13 protein-coding genes and 1 pseudogene are annotated in these 16,237 nt (G+C 29.7%); 4 read left to right on the top strand and 10 right to left on the bottom strand.

Annotated features, from left to right (window positions below; translation table 11 throughout):
• Positions 1-7 precede the first annotated feature (7 nt).
• Entirely contained in the window at positions 8-709 is a 702-nt protein-coding gene (flgH, locus tag L8V79_RS06290; RefSeq protein WP_263664106.1) for a flagellar basal body L-ring protein FlgH, read from the bottom strand.
• A gap of 85 nt (positions 710-794) precedes the next feature.
• On the opposite strand from flgH, the gene pta reads away from it, so the two are divergent.
• Together pta and L8V79_RS06280 are read left to right on the top strand one after the other, a co-directional pair.
• Positions 795-2,264: a phosphate acetyltransferase gene (pta, locus tag L8V79_RS06285; protein WP_263702921.1), complete on the top strand. Its 1,470-nt coding sequence runs from the start codon at positions 795-797 to the stop codon at positions 2,262-2,264.
• Positions 2,265-2,272: 8 nt separating this feature from the next.
• Positions 2,273-3,457, top strand: a complete 1,185-nt coding sequence (locus L8V79_RS06280; RefSeq protein WP_263702919.1) for an acetate kinase — start codon at positions 2,273-2,275, stop codon at positions 3,455-3,457.
• Positions 3,458-3,485: 28 nt separating this feature from the next.
• Here L8V79_RS06280 and L8V79_RS06275 read toward each other — a convergent pair whose 3' ends face one another.
• The 9 genes and pseudogenes from L8V79_RS06275 to aspS form a co-directional block, all read right to left on the bottom strand.
• On the bottom strand, positions 3,486-4,256 hold the full coding sequence (locus L8V79_RS06275) for a MetQ/NlpA family ABC transporter substrate-binding protein (RefSeq protein WP_263702918.1): 771 nt from the start codon (positions 4,254-4,256) through the stop codon (positions 3,486-3,488).
• A gap of 68 nt (positions 4,257-4,324) precedes the next feature.
• Positions 4,325-5,530, bottom strand: a complete 1,206-nt coding sequence (locus L8V79_RS06270) for a glycosyltransferase (RefSeq protein ID WP_263702916.1) — start codon at positions 5,528-5,530, stop codon at positions 4,325-4,327.
• Positions 5,531-5,539: 9 nt separating this feature from the next.
• Positions 5,540-6,202 (bottom strand): annotated as a pseudogene (locus tag L8V79_RS06265) (methionine ABC transporter permease); the annotation flags it as partial.
• Positions 6,199-7,155: a methionine ABC transporter ATP-binding protein gene (locus L8V79_RS06260; RefSeq protein ID WP_263702915.1), complete on the bottom strand. Its 957-nt coding sequence runs from the start codon at positions 7,153-7,155 to the stop codon at positions 6,199-6,201. The pseudogene L8V79_RS06265 and the gene L8V79_RS06260, both read right to left, overlap by 4 nt.
• A 3-nt stretch (positions 7,156-7,158) precedes the next feature.
• Entirely contained in the window at positions 7,159-9,771 is a 2,613-nt protein-coding gene (locus L8V79_RS06255) for a valine--tRNA ligase (protein WP_263702914.1), read from the bottom strand.
• 78 nt (positions 9,772-9,849) lie between these two features.
• Complete coding sequence (locus tag L8V79_RS06250; protein ID WP_263702912.1) at positions 9,850-10,884, bottom strand: hypothetical protein; 1,035 nt, start codon at positions 10,882-10,884, stop codon at positions 9,850-9,852.
• A 36-nt stretch (positions 10,885-10,920) separates the two neighbouring features.
• Positions 10,921-11,439 carry an inorganic diphosphatase gene (ppa, locus tag L8V79_RS06245; protein WP_120759358.1) on the bottom strand — a complete coding sequence of 173 codons (519 nt, stop codon included), beginning with the start codon at positions 11,437-11,439 and terminating at the stop codon, positions 10,921-10,923.
• A gap of 10 nt (positions 11,440-11,449) precedes the next feature.
• On the bottom strand, positions 11,450-12,022 hold the full coding sequence (locus tag L8V79_RS06240) for an adenylate kinase (protein ID WP_263702911.1): 573 nt from the start codon (positions 12,020-12,022) through the stop codon (positions 11,450-11,452).
• Positions 12,019-13,770 (bottom strand): aspartate--tRNA ligase, encoded by a 1,752-nt coding sequence (gene aspS, locus L8V79_RS06235; RefSeq protein WP_263702910.1) that lies wholly within the window; start codon positions 13,768-13,770, stop codon positions 12,019-12,021. Before aspS ends, L8V79_RS06240 begins: the two co-directional genes overlap by 4 nt.
• A gap of 86 nt (positions 13,771-13,856) precedes the next feature.
• Here aspS and L8V79_RS06230 point away from each other — a divergent pair, with 86 nt between their 5' ends.
• The gene (locus tag L8V79_RS06230) at positions 13,857-14,687 is read left to right on the top strand and encodes an NAD(+)/NADH kinase (protein ID WP_263702908.1); all 831 of its coding nucleotides are present in this window, start codon (positions 13,857-13,859) and stop codon (positions 14,685-14,687) included.
• Positions 14,687-16,201: an AAA family ATPase gene (locus tag L8V79_RS06225; protein WP_263664113.1), complete on the top strand. Its 1,515-nt coding sequence runs from the start codon at positions 14,687-14,689 to the stop codon at positions 16,199-16,201. Before L8V79_RS06230 ends, L8V79_RS06225 begins: the two co-directional genes overlap by 1 nt.
• The last annotated feature ends 36 nt before the right edge of the window (positions 16,202-16,237 follow it).

Genomic DNA, 16,237 nt, shown 5'->3' with positions numbered 1-16,237 from the left:
ATTTAGCTTAAAAAGGCCAAATGGTTTCCATGAATTTTGTCCCCCAAGGCTTGCGTGTAGATTTATCTATATCACCTTCTGTTTTATAAAGAATTTTTGCATCAGCTATGTATTTACTATCTATCATATTATCCTGAGAAATATCATAAGGTCTTATAACCCCACTTAGCTGAATGATTTGTTTTTCACCGTTAATTAAAAGCTCACGACTTCCTTCTATAAAATAATTTCCATTAGATAAAACTTTAATCACTCTAGCAGAAATGGTGGTTTGGAAATTTTCACTTCTAGTTTGGCTTCCTGTGCCTTGATATTGTGAAGTACTTGCTGTAGTATAGCCTATATTTGTATAATCATTGATAAAATCTCTAGCTTTACTAAGTCCAGCACCAGTGGTTACTTGTCCTCCGCCTAAATTAACATTATTGTTTTTACTTGTAGCTTTAGAGCCTTGTGAGTTTTGTGTAGCATTTTCTCTAATGACTACGGTTACTAAATCATTTACATTCATTGCTTTTTTATCAGAAAATAAAGGATTATCTCCTTTACCAAATAGCGATCCAGGATTGCTTTGGGTGTTATGATTTTGTTTTGGAGCCAATTCTTCTACATAAGTTGGAGGTTTCATGTTAATATGTGGATCGACTGTGGCGCTACAACCAAACATTACAAAAGGTAACAAGTAAAAATTAACATTTTTAAATTTCATAGCTTTATAACCTTATATTATTGTGATGAATTTTAAAATTATTATATTACAAAAAAACAATTATTTTGTTAAAAAAGAGGAAAAAATGAAATCCATGTTTTTATTAAATTGTGTTGATGAGAAATTTTTAACACAGTCTTTAGAAAAAGTTCAAGGTAAAATAGCCTTTTACTTTCCTGTTTTTTGTGAAAAAAATAAAGAAAAAATTGCTTTAATATGTTCAAAAACCAATTTTAAGCTAGATTTTTTTAGTAGTTTTGAAAAAAATAATTATCAAAGCAAATTTGCTCAAAATTCAAATGATTTTTTTAAAAAAATAATTCAAGATTATGAAAAATTAAAAAAAGAAAATGATTTTGTTATAGTGGTTGGAGTAGATGATTTTGGTTTGATGGGAGATTTGAGTTTAAATATAGCCTTAGCTAAAGAGCTAAATGCTCCACTATATGCAAAAAGTCAAGATGAAAATCATACTATGTTAAATTTTTTACTAAGTCAAAAGCTTAGCGACTTTGTTTTGTTAAAAGAAAATGAAGATTTTACTCAAGATTTATTACAAGAATATACCTATAAAACTCAGGCAAGATTTTCTTATGAGCTTTTTGAAAAAGCAAAAGCAGATAAAAAAGTAGTGGTTTTGCCTGAAAGTTTTGATGAAAGAGTATTAAAAGCTAGTGAGTTTTTAATGCAAAATGAGATTGTTGATTTGATTTTGCTAGGCGATAGCAATGAAATTTGTGCTAAAGCTAATAGTTTAAATATTAACATCGATGGTGTACGTATTATAAATCCTAAAAATTCTCAATATAATGAAGAATTTGAAGAGCTTTTGTATGAAGCTAGAAAAAGTAAAGGTATGAGTAAAGAAGAAGCTAAAAAATTAGTGCAAGATAAAACATATTTTGCAACCTTGCTTGTACATACTCAAAAAGCGCATGCTATGGTAAGTGGTGCGAGTACAACTACTGCTGAAACTATTCGTCCTGCCTTGCAAATTATCAAAACAAAACCTGATGTGAGTTTAGTTTCTGGTATGTTTTTTATGTCTTTAGAAGATAAGGTTTTGGTTTTTGCTGATTGTGCTGTTATGCCAAATCCAACTCCTGAGCAACTTGCTGAAATTGCTTATGTGAGCGCAAATAGCGCTAAAGCTTTTGGGCTTGAACCTAAAGTGGCTTTGCTTTCGTATTCTAGTGGAGATAGTGGAAGCGGGGCTAGCGTGGATGCAATTAAAGAAGCTACTAAAATAGCTAAAGAAAAATATCCTCAACTTGAGCTAGAAGGTCCTATACAATTTGATGCAGCATATGATATGCTAACAGCAAAAAGTAAAATGCCAAATTCTAAAGTAGCAGGAAGAGCAAATGTATATGTGTTTCCTGATTTAAATGCGGCAAATATTTGCTATAAAGCAGTTCAAAGAACGGCAAATTCTTTAGCGATTGGTCCGATTTTACAAGGTCTTAAAAAGCCGATTAATGATTTAAGTAGAGGTTGTTTGGTAGAAGATATTGTTAATACTGTGATTTTAAGTGCTATTCAAGCACAAGAATAAGGAGAAAAATGAAAATATTGGTTTTAAATTCAGGTTCATCTTCAATTAAATTTAAGCTTTTTGAAAAAGATGAGGCTTTAGCATCTGGTTTGGTGGAAAAAATAGGCGAGCAAAGCTCTAAAATAGAGTTAAAAGATCTAAAAAGTGGTCAAAAATATAAAAAAGAATTAGCGATTAAAGATCATGAACAAGGTATTGAATTAGTAAATGAACTATTTGCTCAAAGTGGAATTTTACATGATTTAAATGAGCTTGATGGATGTGGACATAGGATAGTTCATGGAGGCCCAAATTTAACCAAGCATTGTTTGGTAGATGATGAAATTTTAAAAGAAATTGATAGAGTTGCTCACATAGCACCTTTACATAACCCTGCGCATTTAATAGGTATTAAAACTATGATAAAAGCTGCTCCAAAAGTTCCTAATGTGACAGTTTTTGACACAGCTTTTCATCAAAGTATGCCTGATTATGCTTATATGTATGCTTTACCTTATGAGTTTTATGAAAAACACCAAGTTAGAAAATACGGCTTTCACGGTACATCACATTCTTATGTAAGCAAGCAAGCTGCACATATACTTGGTAAAAATATTAATGAATTTAATGCAATTAGCGCTCATCTTGGAAATGGTGCGAGTGTTTGTGCTATAGAAAATGGAAAATGTGTAGATACTTCTATGGGCTTTACACCGCTAGAAGGTTTGATTATGGGAACTAGATGTGGAGATATTGATCCTGCTGTATTACCATTTTTAGCAAAAGAATTAAATTTAAACCCATCTGATTTAGACACTATAATGAATAAAAAAAGTGGGGTTTATGGAATTTGTGGGTTTAATGACTTTAGAGATATTGAAGCTCAAATTGAACAAAATAACGAAAAAGCAAGACTTGCTCTTGATATGTTTTGTTATCGTTTAAGTAAATATATCGGTTCTTATTTTGCGATTTTGCCTAGAGTTGATGCATTGATTTTTACAGCTGGTATAGGCGAAAATGATAATATTGTTAGAGCAAAAGTATGCCAAAGACTAGCGCATTTGGGATTTGATATAGATTTAGATAAAAATGCACAACTTAGAAATGGTGAGATTAGTAAAAAAGACTCTAAAATTAAAATTTTAATTATTCCAACAGAAGAAGAATTAGAAATAGCTAAAATTACCACAGAGCTTATTAAAAATAAATAACCTTGAGTTTTAAAACTCAAGGTTTGTTTTAAAATGCAGGGACTACTGCACCTTGGTATTTTTCATTGATAAAGTCTTTTACTTTTTGACTTTGTAAAGCCTTTACTAAAGCCTTGATTTTAGGATTGTCTTTATTATCTTGAGTGGTTACTAAGATATTGGCATAAGGACTTTCTTTGCTTTCTATTAAAATAGAATCTTTCACAGGATTTAAGTTTGCTGATAAGGCATAGTTTGAGTTAATCACTGCAAAATCAACATCATCTAAAGCTCTTGGAAGTTGTGCTGCTTTTAACTCTTTAAATTTGATATTTTTTGGATTATCTTTAATATCAAGTGGAGTTTTTAATGTGCTATTTTCAAAACTAACGAGCTTGGTGCTAGCGATAATATCTAAAGCTCTACTTTCATTTGTCGGATCATTTGGTACAGCTATGGTAGCATTTTGTGGAAGATCTTGGATGTTTTTATATTTTTTAGAATAAACTGCCATTGGTTCGATGTGAATTTTTGCAACGCTAATTAATTTTGTACCTTTATTAGCATTAAACTCATCTAAATAAGGCTGATGTTGGAAAAAATTTGCATCAAGTTCTTTACTATCTGTACTAAGATTTGGTAAAACATAGTCATTAAATTCTTTAATTTCCAATGTGTAACCTTCTTTTTTTAGCAAATCTTTAGTTTGTTCTAAAATTTCAGCATGAGGAACAGGTGTTGCACCTACAGTGATAACTTCATTAGCAAATAAACTTGCACCTAAAATTGTGCTTGCAGCGAGCAATTTTAACAATTTCATTTTAACTCCTTTTTATAGTTTAAAATGCTTGATTATATTATAAAAATATTAATAAGATAAGAAAAGTTTTATTTTTGTTTGTTTTTATATTCTTTGGCAAAATGTTTAAGTTCTTTTATAAAATCTACATAACCACCTTTATACCAACTTTTTTGAGCATTAATAAGGGCTTTTCCAATTTTATAAGAATAAGTATTTTGATTTTTAATACCTTCGCTTTTATAATCATCATAGCTTGATAAAGGTGGAAGTTTAAGATAAGGTTTTGTTTTTAAATCTTTTTGATATTGCTTGGCAAGTTTTGTGTGTTTATAGTAAATCTTTAGTAGAGTAAAAGGTAAAAAAGGAATTTTTTTCTTATTTTTAGTACATTCTATAAAAGCATAACCTAGTTTGTATGATAAATGATATCTTATTCTTGCTTTTGCTTGAGTGTTAATAGCTTTTATTCCATCTAAATATCTACTTCCACCAAGTTTTAACCATTTTTCATAATACTCTTGCCATTTAGGCCATGTTTGATTGCATAAAACATTATTCCAAAAACGATTATTACTACCTTCAGCATGTGTTATAGAAGCTTTTTGTGATAAATTGGTTCTATAATCAATATTTCCATTATAAGTATCTTTTAAATCTTTTATTTTAAATTTGTGTTCTAGCACCAGTAGTGTAAACAATCCTTGATCGTTTAAATTTTGAATGTTTTCGTTTAAATGTTTATATATAAATTGATAACACTGCAAAGGATTAGGTATAAGATCGGTAAAGACTAAAATTCCAGTTAAATACGTACGTTTTTGATGATGCTCTTTTTTTGCAGGCAGGCTTTCAAGAAGCAAAGTTTTACCTAATCTTGCACCAAAATGATATTTTCTAGCTCTTAATTTACTAAGTTCATCTATACTTTTTAAAAGCAAAACATCAAAATCAAGATAAATAATACTCTCGCATTCATCTAAAAACTTAAAAGCTTCAAATCTTGCAAAAGCCATATGCGTCCATCTTTTTAAGAAAAATAAATTATCAATATCATTTTGATTTTTACTAAGAGTGGCTAAAAAATCTTCTTGAGTAAAAGGAATAAATTTAATTGTTTTGTTTTTAACAATTTTTCGCATGATATTTTGATCATTCAAGCTAAAGCCATCATGTAAAATATAAAATACATCCACCTTTTCACCCATAACATCCATGATATTAATGAGCAAGGTTCCTATGGTAAAGCTTGAATTTTTAGTTGCTGCTAGCAAAATACCAAGTTTATGTTTCATTGTTTATCTTTTGGTGATTTTATAAAGAATATTTCCTATAAATTGTATGATTTGCACTAGTATAATTAAAATCACAACAGTTTGAATCATAATATCAGTTCTAAAACGTTCATATCCATAGCGAATAGCCACATCACCCAAGCCACCACCACCAACAGTTCCTGCCATAGCGGAAAATCCAATAACAATAATTAAAATTAAAGTAATACCATTAATAATACTTGGCAAAGCCTCATTAAACATAACTTTAAAGATGATTTGTGCTTTGCTAGCTCCATAAGATCTTGCTGCTTCAATGATAGCAGGATCAATTTCTTTAAATGCACTTTCAATCATTTTAGCTAAATAAGGTGCAATTCCTATGGTAAGTGGCACTATCGTAGCAGTTGTACCTATGCTAATGCCAATAAGATATTTTGTAAAAGGACTTAAAACTACAATGAGCACTAAAAATGGAAAAGATCTTAAAATATTAATGATAAAATCAAGCACACTATAAATGCTTTTATTTTCCCATAAGCCGCCTTTATCAGTAACAGTAAGTACAATTGCAGGGATAAGTGCAATTAAAAAGGCTAAAAAAGTGGCTGTAAAACTCATATAAAGAGTTTCTAGTAATGCTGGATAAAGTATATTTTCAAAATTTCTTAAAATTGCTTCTAAGTTCATTATACAAGCTCCCAAATAACGCCATTTTCTTGTAAATAATTTAAAACTCTTTCTTGATCTTTAGCTTCTATATTGATCACCAAATTTCCTAAAGCATTGTTGTTTAGTTTTTCTATCTTACCCCAAACTATATTAAAATCAATATTTAAGCTTCTAGCCATATGAGTGATTATGCTTTGGTTTGCTTTTTCTTTGCAAAAATATAAGCGCACATTGACTCCATTTTGTGGTAAAAAATCACTTTCACCTAAGAATTCACGCATTTTTTCACTTGGTTTTAAGAATAAATCCTCGATTTTCCCTTGACCTATGATTTGTCCATGTTCTAATAATACAGCCTTTTGAGCTATTTGTTTTACTGCTTCCATTTCATGAGTTACTAATACTACACTGATGTTAAATTCTTGATTGATTTTGGCAATAAGCTCTAAAATGTTATTTGTAGTATTTGGATCAAGTGCAGAAGTAGCTTCATCGCTTAGTAAAATTTTAGGATTTAAAGCAAGGGCTCTAGCTATGGCTACTCTTTGTTTTTGCCCACCACTTAGCTCATTTGGATAAGCTTTGCTTTTAGCTAAAAGTCCCACAAGATCTAAAAGTTCATTAACTCTTTTTTGAATTGTGCTTTTATCAAAATTATGAATTTCTAAAGGCATAGCTACATTTTCAAATACATTTTTTCTACTCATAAGTGCAAAATGTTGAAAAATCATCCCTATATCTTTTCTAAATACTCTTAACTCTTTTTCTTTTAAAGTAGCTATTTCTTTACCAAAAACTTCCACACTACCGCTTTGATAATTTTCCAAACCATTAATACATCTTAGCAAAGTTGATTTTCCTGCTCCGCTGTGTCCAACAAGAGCATAAATTTCTCCTTCTTTAACTTCTAAAGAAACATCATTTATAACTAATTCTTTGCCATAATATTTTTTAAGATTTTGTATTTTTATCACTTATTAGCCTTCTAAATTAGAAATTTCATCATTGATTTTTTCAAGTTGAGTTTTAATGCTTTCAAGTTGAGTTTTATTTTGCTCAACAACCGCAGCCGGTGCATTAGAGATAAATTTTTCATTTTTCATCATAGCATCTAGCCTGTTAAATTCTTTTTCAAGTTTTGTTTTTTGACTATTAAGTCTATTTAAAACACCGCTTAAATCAAGATCTTGAGTTGGTATAAATACTTCTAAATTCTCACTTACATCTCTAATGGATTTTTCTAAATTTGTACTAATAAACTCGATGTTTTCACATTTTGCAAGTGTTGAGATAAAATTAGTGTAATTTTTTAACTCAGCTATTAAACTCTCATCGTTTAATTTTATACAAGCTTTTTGAATTTTTGCATTTGCAAGCTCTACTAGGGTTTTTGCACGGCGTAAACTCACTATGCTTTCTATAATGATATTAAATAATTTTTCGATTTTTTCATTTCTAGAATTAAATTTAGGATATTTTGAAATCATTATAGACTCATGAGTTTGGATAGAAGTTTTACTTAACTCATGGTATAAATACTCACTAATAAATGGCATGAAAGGATTTAAAAGTTTTAATGCTTCTTTAAAAATGCTTCCAAGTTCTTTTATGCTTGATTTTTCAGCCTTACTAAGCTCAATCCCCCAATCACAAAATTCATCCCAGAAAAATCTATACAAAGTATTTGCAGCATCATTAAAGCGGTAATTATCTAAATTTTCTCTTGTTTCTTTTACGCATACTTCAAAACGAGACAGTATGTATTTTGCCAAGTTAGTTTGAATTTTGCTTTTATCTAAATCTTCAAATTTTTCTTCATTTAAAAGTAAAAATTTGCTTGCATTATAAAGCTTGTTGGTAAAATTTCTAACTTGTATGAGTTTGTCATTGCTTAATTTTATATCTCTACCTTGGATAGCTAAAAGAGCAAGAGTAAAACGCAAGATATCAGCACTGTATTCATCCACACTTTGCACAGGATCAATGACATTGCCTAAAGACTTACTCATTTTTCTACCTTGCTCATCTTTAACCAAAGCATGTAAATATATATCTTTAAAAGGAAGCTCACCTAAGGCATTAGTACTTTGAAACATCATTCTTGCAACCCAGAAAAATAAAATATCAAAGCCGGTGATTAATAAAGAATTTGGATAAAAATCTTTTAAGTCATCTTCACGCCAAAGTGTGTTTTTGCTCCAGTCTTTATTACCCCAACCTAAAGTACTCATAGCCCAAAGACCAGAAGAAAACCAAGTGTCTAAAACATCAGGGTCTTGTTTGAAATTAGTGCTTTGGCATTTTGGACATTGACTTGGAGTTTCTTCGCTTGCCCATTCATGAGAGCATTCACAATAATACACAGGAATTTGATGACCCCACCAAAGTTGTCTTGAAATACACCAATCTTTTAAATCTCTCATCCAAGCATTAAAGCTATTAATCCAATGTGCAGGGTAGAATTTGCTTCCACCAAGATTAACTTTTTCTATGCTTTCTTTTGCGATTTCATTTTTTACAAACCATTGTTTAGAAATGTAAGGTTCTACTACATTTTTACAACGATAGCAATATCCTACTTGATTAGTATAGTCTTCTATTTTTTCAACAAAACCTTTTTCTTGTAATTCTTTTATAATAGTATCTCTTGCTTTTAATCTTTCTAAGCCTTTAAAATGCAAGCAATGTTCATTTAAAATACCTTTTTCATCAAAGATAGTAATAAATTCAAGTTTATGTCTTAAGCCTACTTCATAGTCATTATGGTCATGTGCTGGGGTTACTTTCACAAAGCCTGTGCCAAATTCCATATCTACATGCTCATCAGCAATAATAGGAATTTTTCTATCTATTAAAGGCAAAACGACATTTTTGCCTATTAAGTGTTTAAATCTTTCATCGTTTGGATTAACCATCACAGCACTATCGCCAAAATAAGTTTCTGGTCTTGTAGTGGCTACTACGATGAATTCTTGAGAATTTTCTAAGAAATATTTTAAATAATATAATTTTCCTTTATTTTCTTTATGTTCTACTTCTATATCGCTTAATGCTCCATCATGAGTACACCAATTTACCATGTAATTTCCACGCACAATAAGCTTTTTATCATAAAGATCTACAAAGGCTTTTTTTACTGCATTTACCAAACCCTCATCCATAGTAAAGCGCAAGCGACTCCAAGCAGGAGTGATACCCAAAATTCGCATTTGCTTAACTATAGTGCCACCGCTTTGCTCTTTCCATTCCCATACTTTTTTTATAAATTCTTCTCTACCAAGTTCTTCTTTTTTAATACCTTGAGCTAAAAGTTGTTTTTCTACAACATTTTGTGTTGCAATGCCTGCATGATCAAGCCCTGGTTGATAAAGAGTCTTATAACCATCCATTCTTTTATAACGCGTCGTGATATCTTGTAAAGTACAAGTTAGAGCATGACCTATGTGTAAAACGCCTGTTACATTAGGTGGTGGCATCATAATACAAAAGTTTTTACCTTTTTCTTGAATTTTTTCATTGCCGTTGATTTCAAAATATCCGCGTTCTTCGCAAATTTTATAATATTCTTTTTCTAGTGATTTATCATACATAATTGCTACCTTGAGAATGAAAATAAATTGTTATGTTAGCTTAAAATTGTTAAAGAAGTTTTGAATTTTAGAAATTAGTTATAAAAAACTAATTTCTACTTTACGATTATTTTGTCTTTGAGAATCAGATTTATCTTTAGTAGGGTAGGTGTCTTTTCCTAAAGATTCTATTTCTATAACCTCAGTAAAGCTAAAGAAATGTTTAGCTACATTCATTGCTCTATTTAATCCTATCATGTAGTTTGCAAAAGTACTACCTCTATCGTCTGCATAACCTTGAAATTTAATTCTTTTGATTATATCTTCTCTTGCTAGATTTTGATTGATTTTTTCAAGTAAATTTTCATTGCTGTATTCGCTATATCCATTTCTTTCAAATAAAAATTTCAAATCAGAAATTTTAACATCTACATAATTATATTTTTTCTTATTTTTAGCAAAAACAATATCTTTATTATATATGCTTAATTTCATATTATCATTTGATAGCATATCGATAAAAATAGTTAAATTATAATCTTGGGAATTAACTTTAATAGGATTAATCATTTCTTTTAGCATATCAACTCTATAATCACTTAAGCTTTTTCCATCTAGCACATAAACTTTAACAAAATCATCACTCAATCTTGGCTCATATCTGCTAGTTTTGCCTTTTGCAATGTATTCTTGCATGGTATTTTTATATTTTGTTGTTTTTTCTTTTTTTACGCTTGTTTGTTTGTTGTTTTCAACTGGAGTTTTTTCTTCTTTTTGGACTACTTTAGGTGTAGTAATTTCATTTTTAGAAACTTCAGCTATATTTGTTTGGGTTGTTGGAGCAACTTCTTGAGTGCTTGTATTTTCATCTATGATAGGATTATTTTGTACCGGAGTTTCTTCTTTTAAAGGCTCTTGGTTTGTTTGCTGTGGTTGGTAGTAAGTATTATCACTTATATTATTTCTTTCTTGATTGTATTGAGTGCTTGGTGGAGTGTAGCTTTGATAAGAACTACTTTTTTTATAATCATATACATAAGTATTTGAATCATCTTCAAAATACCACATATAAAAACCAATACTAGCGCCTATTAGCACCACAAAAGCTATACTAAAAGCAATAATACTTTTCATTTTTTATCCTTTGTGAAGTCCTTAAAAGGACTTTGATTATTTATAATTTTTAATAGAATTTTCTAAAATTTCACTTGCTTTTTCAATACCTGCAAATTCTTTTACTTTTACCCATTTGTTTGGTTCAAGCATTTTATATGTTTCAAAGAAATTTTTGATTTTATCTAAGCTCGCTTTTGGTAAATCATCTAAACTTTTAATATTATCATATCTTGGGTCAATTTTACTTACAGGAACAGCAAGTAATTTTTCATCCATACCACTTTCATCTTCCATCAATAATACTCCTATTAAACGACAAGGAATCACAGCTCCTGCTTGGATAGGGTATTCATTTAAAACTAAAACATCAATAGGATCGCCATCATCTGCAAGAGTGTTTGGTATAAAACCATAGTTTGCTGGATAAAACATAGCTGAATACATTACACGATCAACCATGATGGCTCCGCTTTCTTTGTCAAGTTCGTATTTAATGTTTGATCCATAAGGAATTTCAATAACTGCATTAAGTTTGTTTGGTACTTCTCCAACTTTGATTTTGCTAATATCCATTTTTTATCCTTTATTTTAATAAATCATTGATTAAATTTTTCATATCAGCTACGATAGCTTCAATACTTCTTTCACCATTGATTATATGGTGGATATTTTCTTTAGTATAAAAATTTGTTATTTCTTCTAAAGGTTCTAAATAAACTTTCATTCTATTATTGAAAACTTCTTCGTTATCATCAGCACCTCTAGCACGTCCTAAAACTCTTTCTCTAGCAACTTCTTCGCTAACTTTAACTTCTATAACACCTTTTAAAATTACTTCACTTTGGTTTTTTAATACCTTATCAAACTCAAGCATTTGTTCAACACTTCTTGGATAACCATCTATTAATATAGTATTAGTTGGTGCATTTTTTAAAGCAGTGATGATGGTATTAACTACCACTTCTAAAGGAACTAAATTTCCCTTAGAAATAAAGCTATCGATAGTCTTTCCAAGTTCGCTTCCACTAGCCACTTCTGCTCTTAGTAAATCACCTGTAGAATAGTGAGTAACGCTTGCATCATCTTTAGCTATGATGCTTGCATCGGTTGTTTTACCACTACCTGGTGCACCTATAATTAAAAATAATTGTTTCATTTAGTATTCTCCCTTAATCTTATACCTAATTCTCTCATTTGTTCATTGCTTACTTCGCTTGGAGCTTGAGTCATAAGACATTGTGCTCTTTGTGTTTTAGGAAAAGCTATGACTTCTCTAATGCTTGAAGATTTTGTTAAAAGCATGATAAGTCTATCAAGGCCTATTGCTATACCACCATGTGGCGGTGCTCCAAAGCTTAATGCATCAAGTAAGAAACCAAATTTCTTTCTTTGCTCTTCTTCATTAATATTTAAAAGCTTAAAGACTTTTTGTTGGATAGGGCTTTTATGAATTCTTATACTACCACCACCTAATTCTACACCATTTAACACCACATCATGTGCAATAGAATTAATTTCTTCTAAATCTTGCTCGTCAATATTTTTTGGCATAGTAAATGGATGGTGCATTGCAGAATAGCTTCCATCATCATTTTGTTCAAACATAGGAAAATCAATAACCCATAAAAATTCTAATTTATCCTCATCAATAATTTTCATTTCATCAGCGAGGAATAATCTAAATCTACCCATATAATCAAGCACGGTTTTCTTAGCTCCTGCACCAAAAAATACTACATCTCCAACTTCTAATTCACATCTTTGGATTAAAGCATTTAAATCCTCTTTGCTAAAGAATTTACAAAGTGGACCCTTAGGACCATCTTCTTTCATTTGTATGAATGCGAGTCCTGCTGCCCCAAATTTGCGTACAAAATCTTCAAATCTTTGCATTTGGCGTTTAGAAAAAATCGTATCGCCTTTTGGAACTCTTAAAGCTTTAATGCGATTTTTCTTCGTATCTTTTGCGATATTTGTAAAAATTTCGTTATTTGATTTTGAAAAAATATCAATCACATCAATAAATTTCATATCAAATCTTAAATCAGGCTTATCAGAGCCATAATTTTCCATAGCTTCTTTATAACTCATTTGTCTAAAAGGTATGCTAATTTCTTTTCCGCAAGCTTTGAAAATATCTTTAAGTAAATTTTCTGCCATAGCTATGATATCTTTTTGCTCACAAAAACTCATTTCTATATCTATTTGAGTAAATTCAGGTTGGCGATCTGCTCTTAAATCCTCATCTCTAAAGCATTTTGCAATTTGAAAATATCTATCAAATCCTGAACACATTAAAAGTTGTTTGAAAAGTTGAGGACTTTGAGGTAAGGCATAAAATTCGCCTTGATGTACGCGTGATGGTACTAAATAATCCCTTGCACCTTCTGGAGTGGCTTTAGTTAAAATAGGAGTTTCAACTTCTAAAAATCCCATTTTTGATAAAGAATTTCTTGCTGCTATACAAGCAGTTGATCTTAGAGCAAAATTATCATAAAGCTTTTTACTTCTTAAATCTAAAAATCTATATTTTAATCTTAATTCTTCATTTACGCTTTCATCACCTATAGCAAAAGGCACTACAGCGCTTTCATTTTCAATAGTAAGTTTGCTTATAACAACTTCTATTTCTCCAGTTTTTAATTTTGGATTTACAAGTCCTTCACCGCGTGGGCGAATTTTACCTTGTGCTATTAAAACATATTCATTTCTTACTGATGAAGCTATATTATGTGCTTCTTGATTATCTGCAGGATCACATACTAACTGTATAAGTCCGCTACGATCTCTAAGATCGATAAAAATTACACCTCCATGATCACGGTAAGAATTTACCCAACCACATAATGTTACTTCCTCGCCAACATTTTGTATGTTAAGCTCTGTATTATAATGAGTTCTCAAAATTTTTCCTTAGCTTAATATTTGTTCAATTTTGTTATTATAGTATTTTATTCTTTTGCTTAGCTAAGTTTTGTTATAATTTTTTTATGAAAAAAAATATAAATATAGAAAAAATTCAAAAAATAGGCTTATTTTGTAGGTTAAATACAAATTTAAACAAGCAAATTGATTTTTTAAGAGCAATTTTTTTGCAAAAAAATATAGAGCTTGTGTTGCTAGAGCAAGAAAAAATTAATCTAAAAGATTTACAAGAATTAGATTTTTTGATTTCTCTGGGTGGAGATGGTACGCTTTTGTCTTTATGTAGACAAGTTTATCAAGCTAAAAAGCCTATTTTGGGTATAAATGCAGGAAATTTAGGTTTTTTAACAGCTCTTTCTTTTAATGAGGTAGAAAGTTTTTTTAAAGATTTTTTTAAAAGTGATTTTAAAATAGAAAAAGCCAAAATGCTTCAAATAACGCTTTGTAAAAAAAACAAAATCATTAAAAAATTTGCTTTTAATGATGCGGTTTTTTCTCGTGATAATGCTTTAATGGCAAATGTGGAAGTTTTTTTTGAAAATAAACTTTTTAATGCTTATTATGGAGATGGTTTGATTATAGCTAGCTCAAGTGGCTCAACTGCTTATAATATTAGTGCAGGCGGACCTATAGTGCATCCTTGGAGTGAAATTTTTGTTTTAACGCCAGTTTGTTCTCATTCTTTAACCCAAAGACCTATAGTTTTGCCTTATGGCTTTGAGCTTGAATTAAAAGTTGAGCATTGTTTACTGTATTTAGATGGGCAAGAAGTGATTGATCCTAAAGAATATGATAAAATTCTTATAGGACTTAGTAAAAAACAACTTAGTTTTATACATAAAAAAGATAGAGATTATTTCCAAGTTTTAAAAGAAAAGTTAAATTGGGGTAAGTGATGATAGAAAGTATTTTGATTAAAGAAAATTTAGGTTTTAAACAAGCAAAATTAGACTTAGAAGCTGGACTTACTGTCTTTACTGGTTTAAGTGGTGCTGGAAAGTCTGTACTTTTTAAGGCTATTTTGGCAGCATTTGCTCTAAGTGAGAGTGAAGCTAAAATGGTAGAAATTTTGTTAAATGATGAGCTTGAATTAGATGAGTTTGGTATTGAAAATGAAGAATTAAACGTATTTAAACTTTTAAAAGATAAAAGCTCGCGTTATTTTATCAATAATCAACTTATTTCAAAAAAGAATTTAGCCTTGCTTTCTAAGAAATTTGTAAAATATCTTTCAGCTAAGGAAAATAATGAGTTCTCAAATGAAAGGTTTTTAAACTTACTTGATTTTATGCAATCAAAAGAGGATAAGAAATTTCAAGATTTTTTAAATGAATATAAAAATATTTATAAAGAATATATGGAAAATAAAACTAAATTAGAAAAAATTCAAGAAGAAGAAAAAAAGGTAGAAGAATTAAAAGAATTTACGAGCTTTGAAATACAAAAAATCCAAAGCATTAATCCAAAAATTGGCGAATTTGATGAATTAATGAGTTTTAAAAAAAGGCTTTCAAAAAAAGACAAAATCGATGCAGCTTGGAATAGGGCAAGTAGAATTTTTGAGTTAGAATCAGCAGTGATTGAAGCTTTGCAAATTAGTGATGTTGATAGTTCATTTTTTTCAGAGTGTTTAAATGAGCTAAGGGCAGTGTGGGAAAATCAAAGTTTTGATGATTTTGATTTTGATATAGAAGAAGTGCTTGATAGGATAGAAAAACTTTCTTCTTTGATTTCAAAATATGGAAGCATAGAAGAAGCTTTAGAAGCTTTAGAGAAGAAAAAGGCAGAATTAGCTCATTATGAAAATTTAAGTTTTGAAAAAAAGGAATTAGAAGAAAAAGTACAAAGTACTAAAATACTTTTAGATGAGAAAAGTCAAAAATTAAGTACTTTGCGTAAAAAAAGATTAAAAGAGCTTGAAAAATTACTGAATTTTTATCTTGAAAAACTTTATATGAAAGAAGTTAAATTAGAACTTAAAGATTGTGCTTTAAGTATTTTAGGTAAAGATGAAGTGAGTTTAAATATCAATGAGGCTAGTTTAAAAAATTTAAGTTCAGGCGAGATAAACCGTCTAAGACTTTCTTTTATTGCAACAGAATGCAATGTTACTAATAAAGCTAGTGGGATAATATTTTTAGATGAAATTGATGCAAATTTAAGTGGCAAAGAAGCTATGAGTATAGCTGAAGTATTAAAAGAGCTTGCTAAGTTTTATCAAATTTTTGCAATTTCACATTTACCACAGCTTTCATCAAAAGCAAGCAATCATTTTTTAGTAGAAAAAATAGGAAATGAAAGTAGGGTAAGAAAAATAGAAAAAGAAGAAAGAGTAAGAGAACTTGCTAGAATGGTAAGTGGGGAAAATATCACACAAGAGGCTTTAGAATTTACTAGAACTTTACTTTAAAAACAAAAAGTAAATTTCTATATGTTATAATTATAC

This window comes from Campylobacter sp. IFREMER_LSEM_CL2194, assembly GCF_025771685.1.
In the GTDB taxonomy this organism is placed as follows: domain Bacteria; phylum Campylobacterota; class Campylobacteria; order Campylobacterales; family Campylobacteraceae; genus Campylobacter_D.
Note: the sequence above shows the minus strand (reverse complement) of the source record. Positions and strands in the feature narration are given on the sequence as shown.

Coding starts and splice junctions, on each gene's coding strand:
- flgH (WP_263664106.1), bottom strand. CDS start 709: ATGAAATTTAAAAATGTTAATTTTTACTTGTTACCTTTTGTAATGTTT.
- pta (WP_263702921.1), top strand. CDS start 795: ATGAAATCCATGTTTTTATTAAATTGTGTTGATGAGAAATTTTTAACA.
- L8V79_RS06280 (WP_263702919.1), top strand. CDS start 2,273: ATGAAAATATTGGTTTTAAATTCAGGTTCATCTTCAATTAAATTTAAG.
- L8V79_RS06275 (WP_263702918.1), bottom strand. CDS start 4,256: ATGAAATTGTTAAAATTGCTCGCTGCAAGCACAATTTTAGGTGCAAGT.
- L8V79_RS06270 (WP_263702916.1), bottom strand. CDS start 5,530: ATGAAACATAAACTTGGTATTTTGCTAGCAGCAACTAAAAATTCAAGC.
- L8V79_RS06255 (WP_263702914.1), bottom strand. CDS start 9,771: ATGTATGATAAATCACTAGAAAAAGAATATTATAAAATTTGCGAAGAA.
- L8V79_RS06250 (WP_263702912.1), bottom strand. CDS start 10,884: ATGAAAAGTATTATTGCTTTTAGTATAGCTTTTGTGGTGCTAATAGGC.
- ppa (WP_120759358.1), bottom strand. CDS start 11,439: ATGGATATTAGCAAAATCAAAGTTGGAGAAGTACCAAACAAACTTAAT.
- L8V79_RS06240 (WP_263702911.1), bottom strand. CDS start 12,022: ATGAAACAATTATTTTTAATTATAGGTGCACCAGGTAGTGGTAAAACA.
- L8V79_RS06230 (WP_263702908.1), top strand. CDS start 13,857: ATGAAAAAAAATATAAATATAGAAAAAATTCAAAAAATAGGCTTATTT.
- L8V79_RS06225 (WP_263664113.1), top strand. CDS start 14,687: ATGATAGAAAGTATTTTGATTAAAGAAAATTTAGGTTTTAAACAAGCA.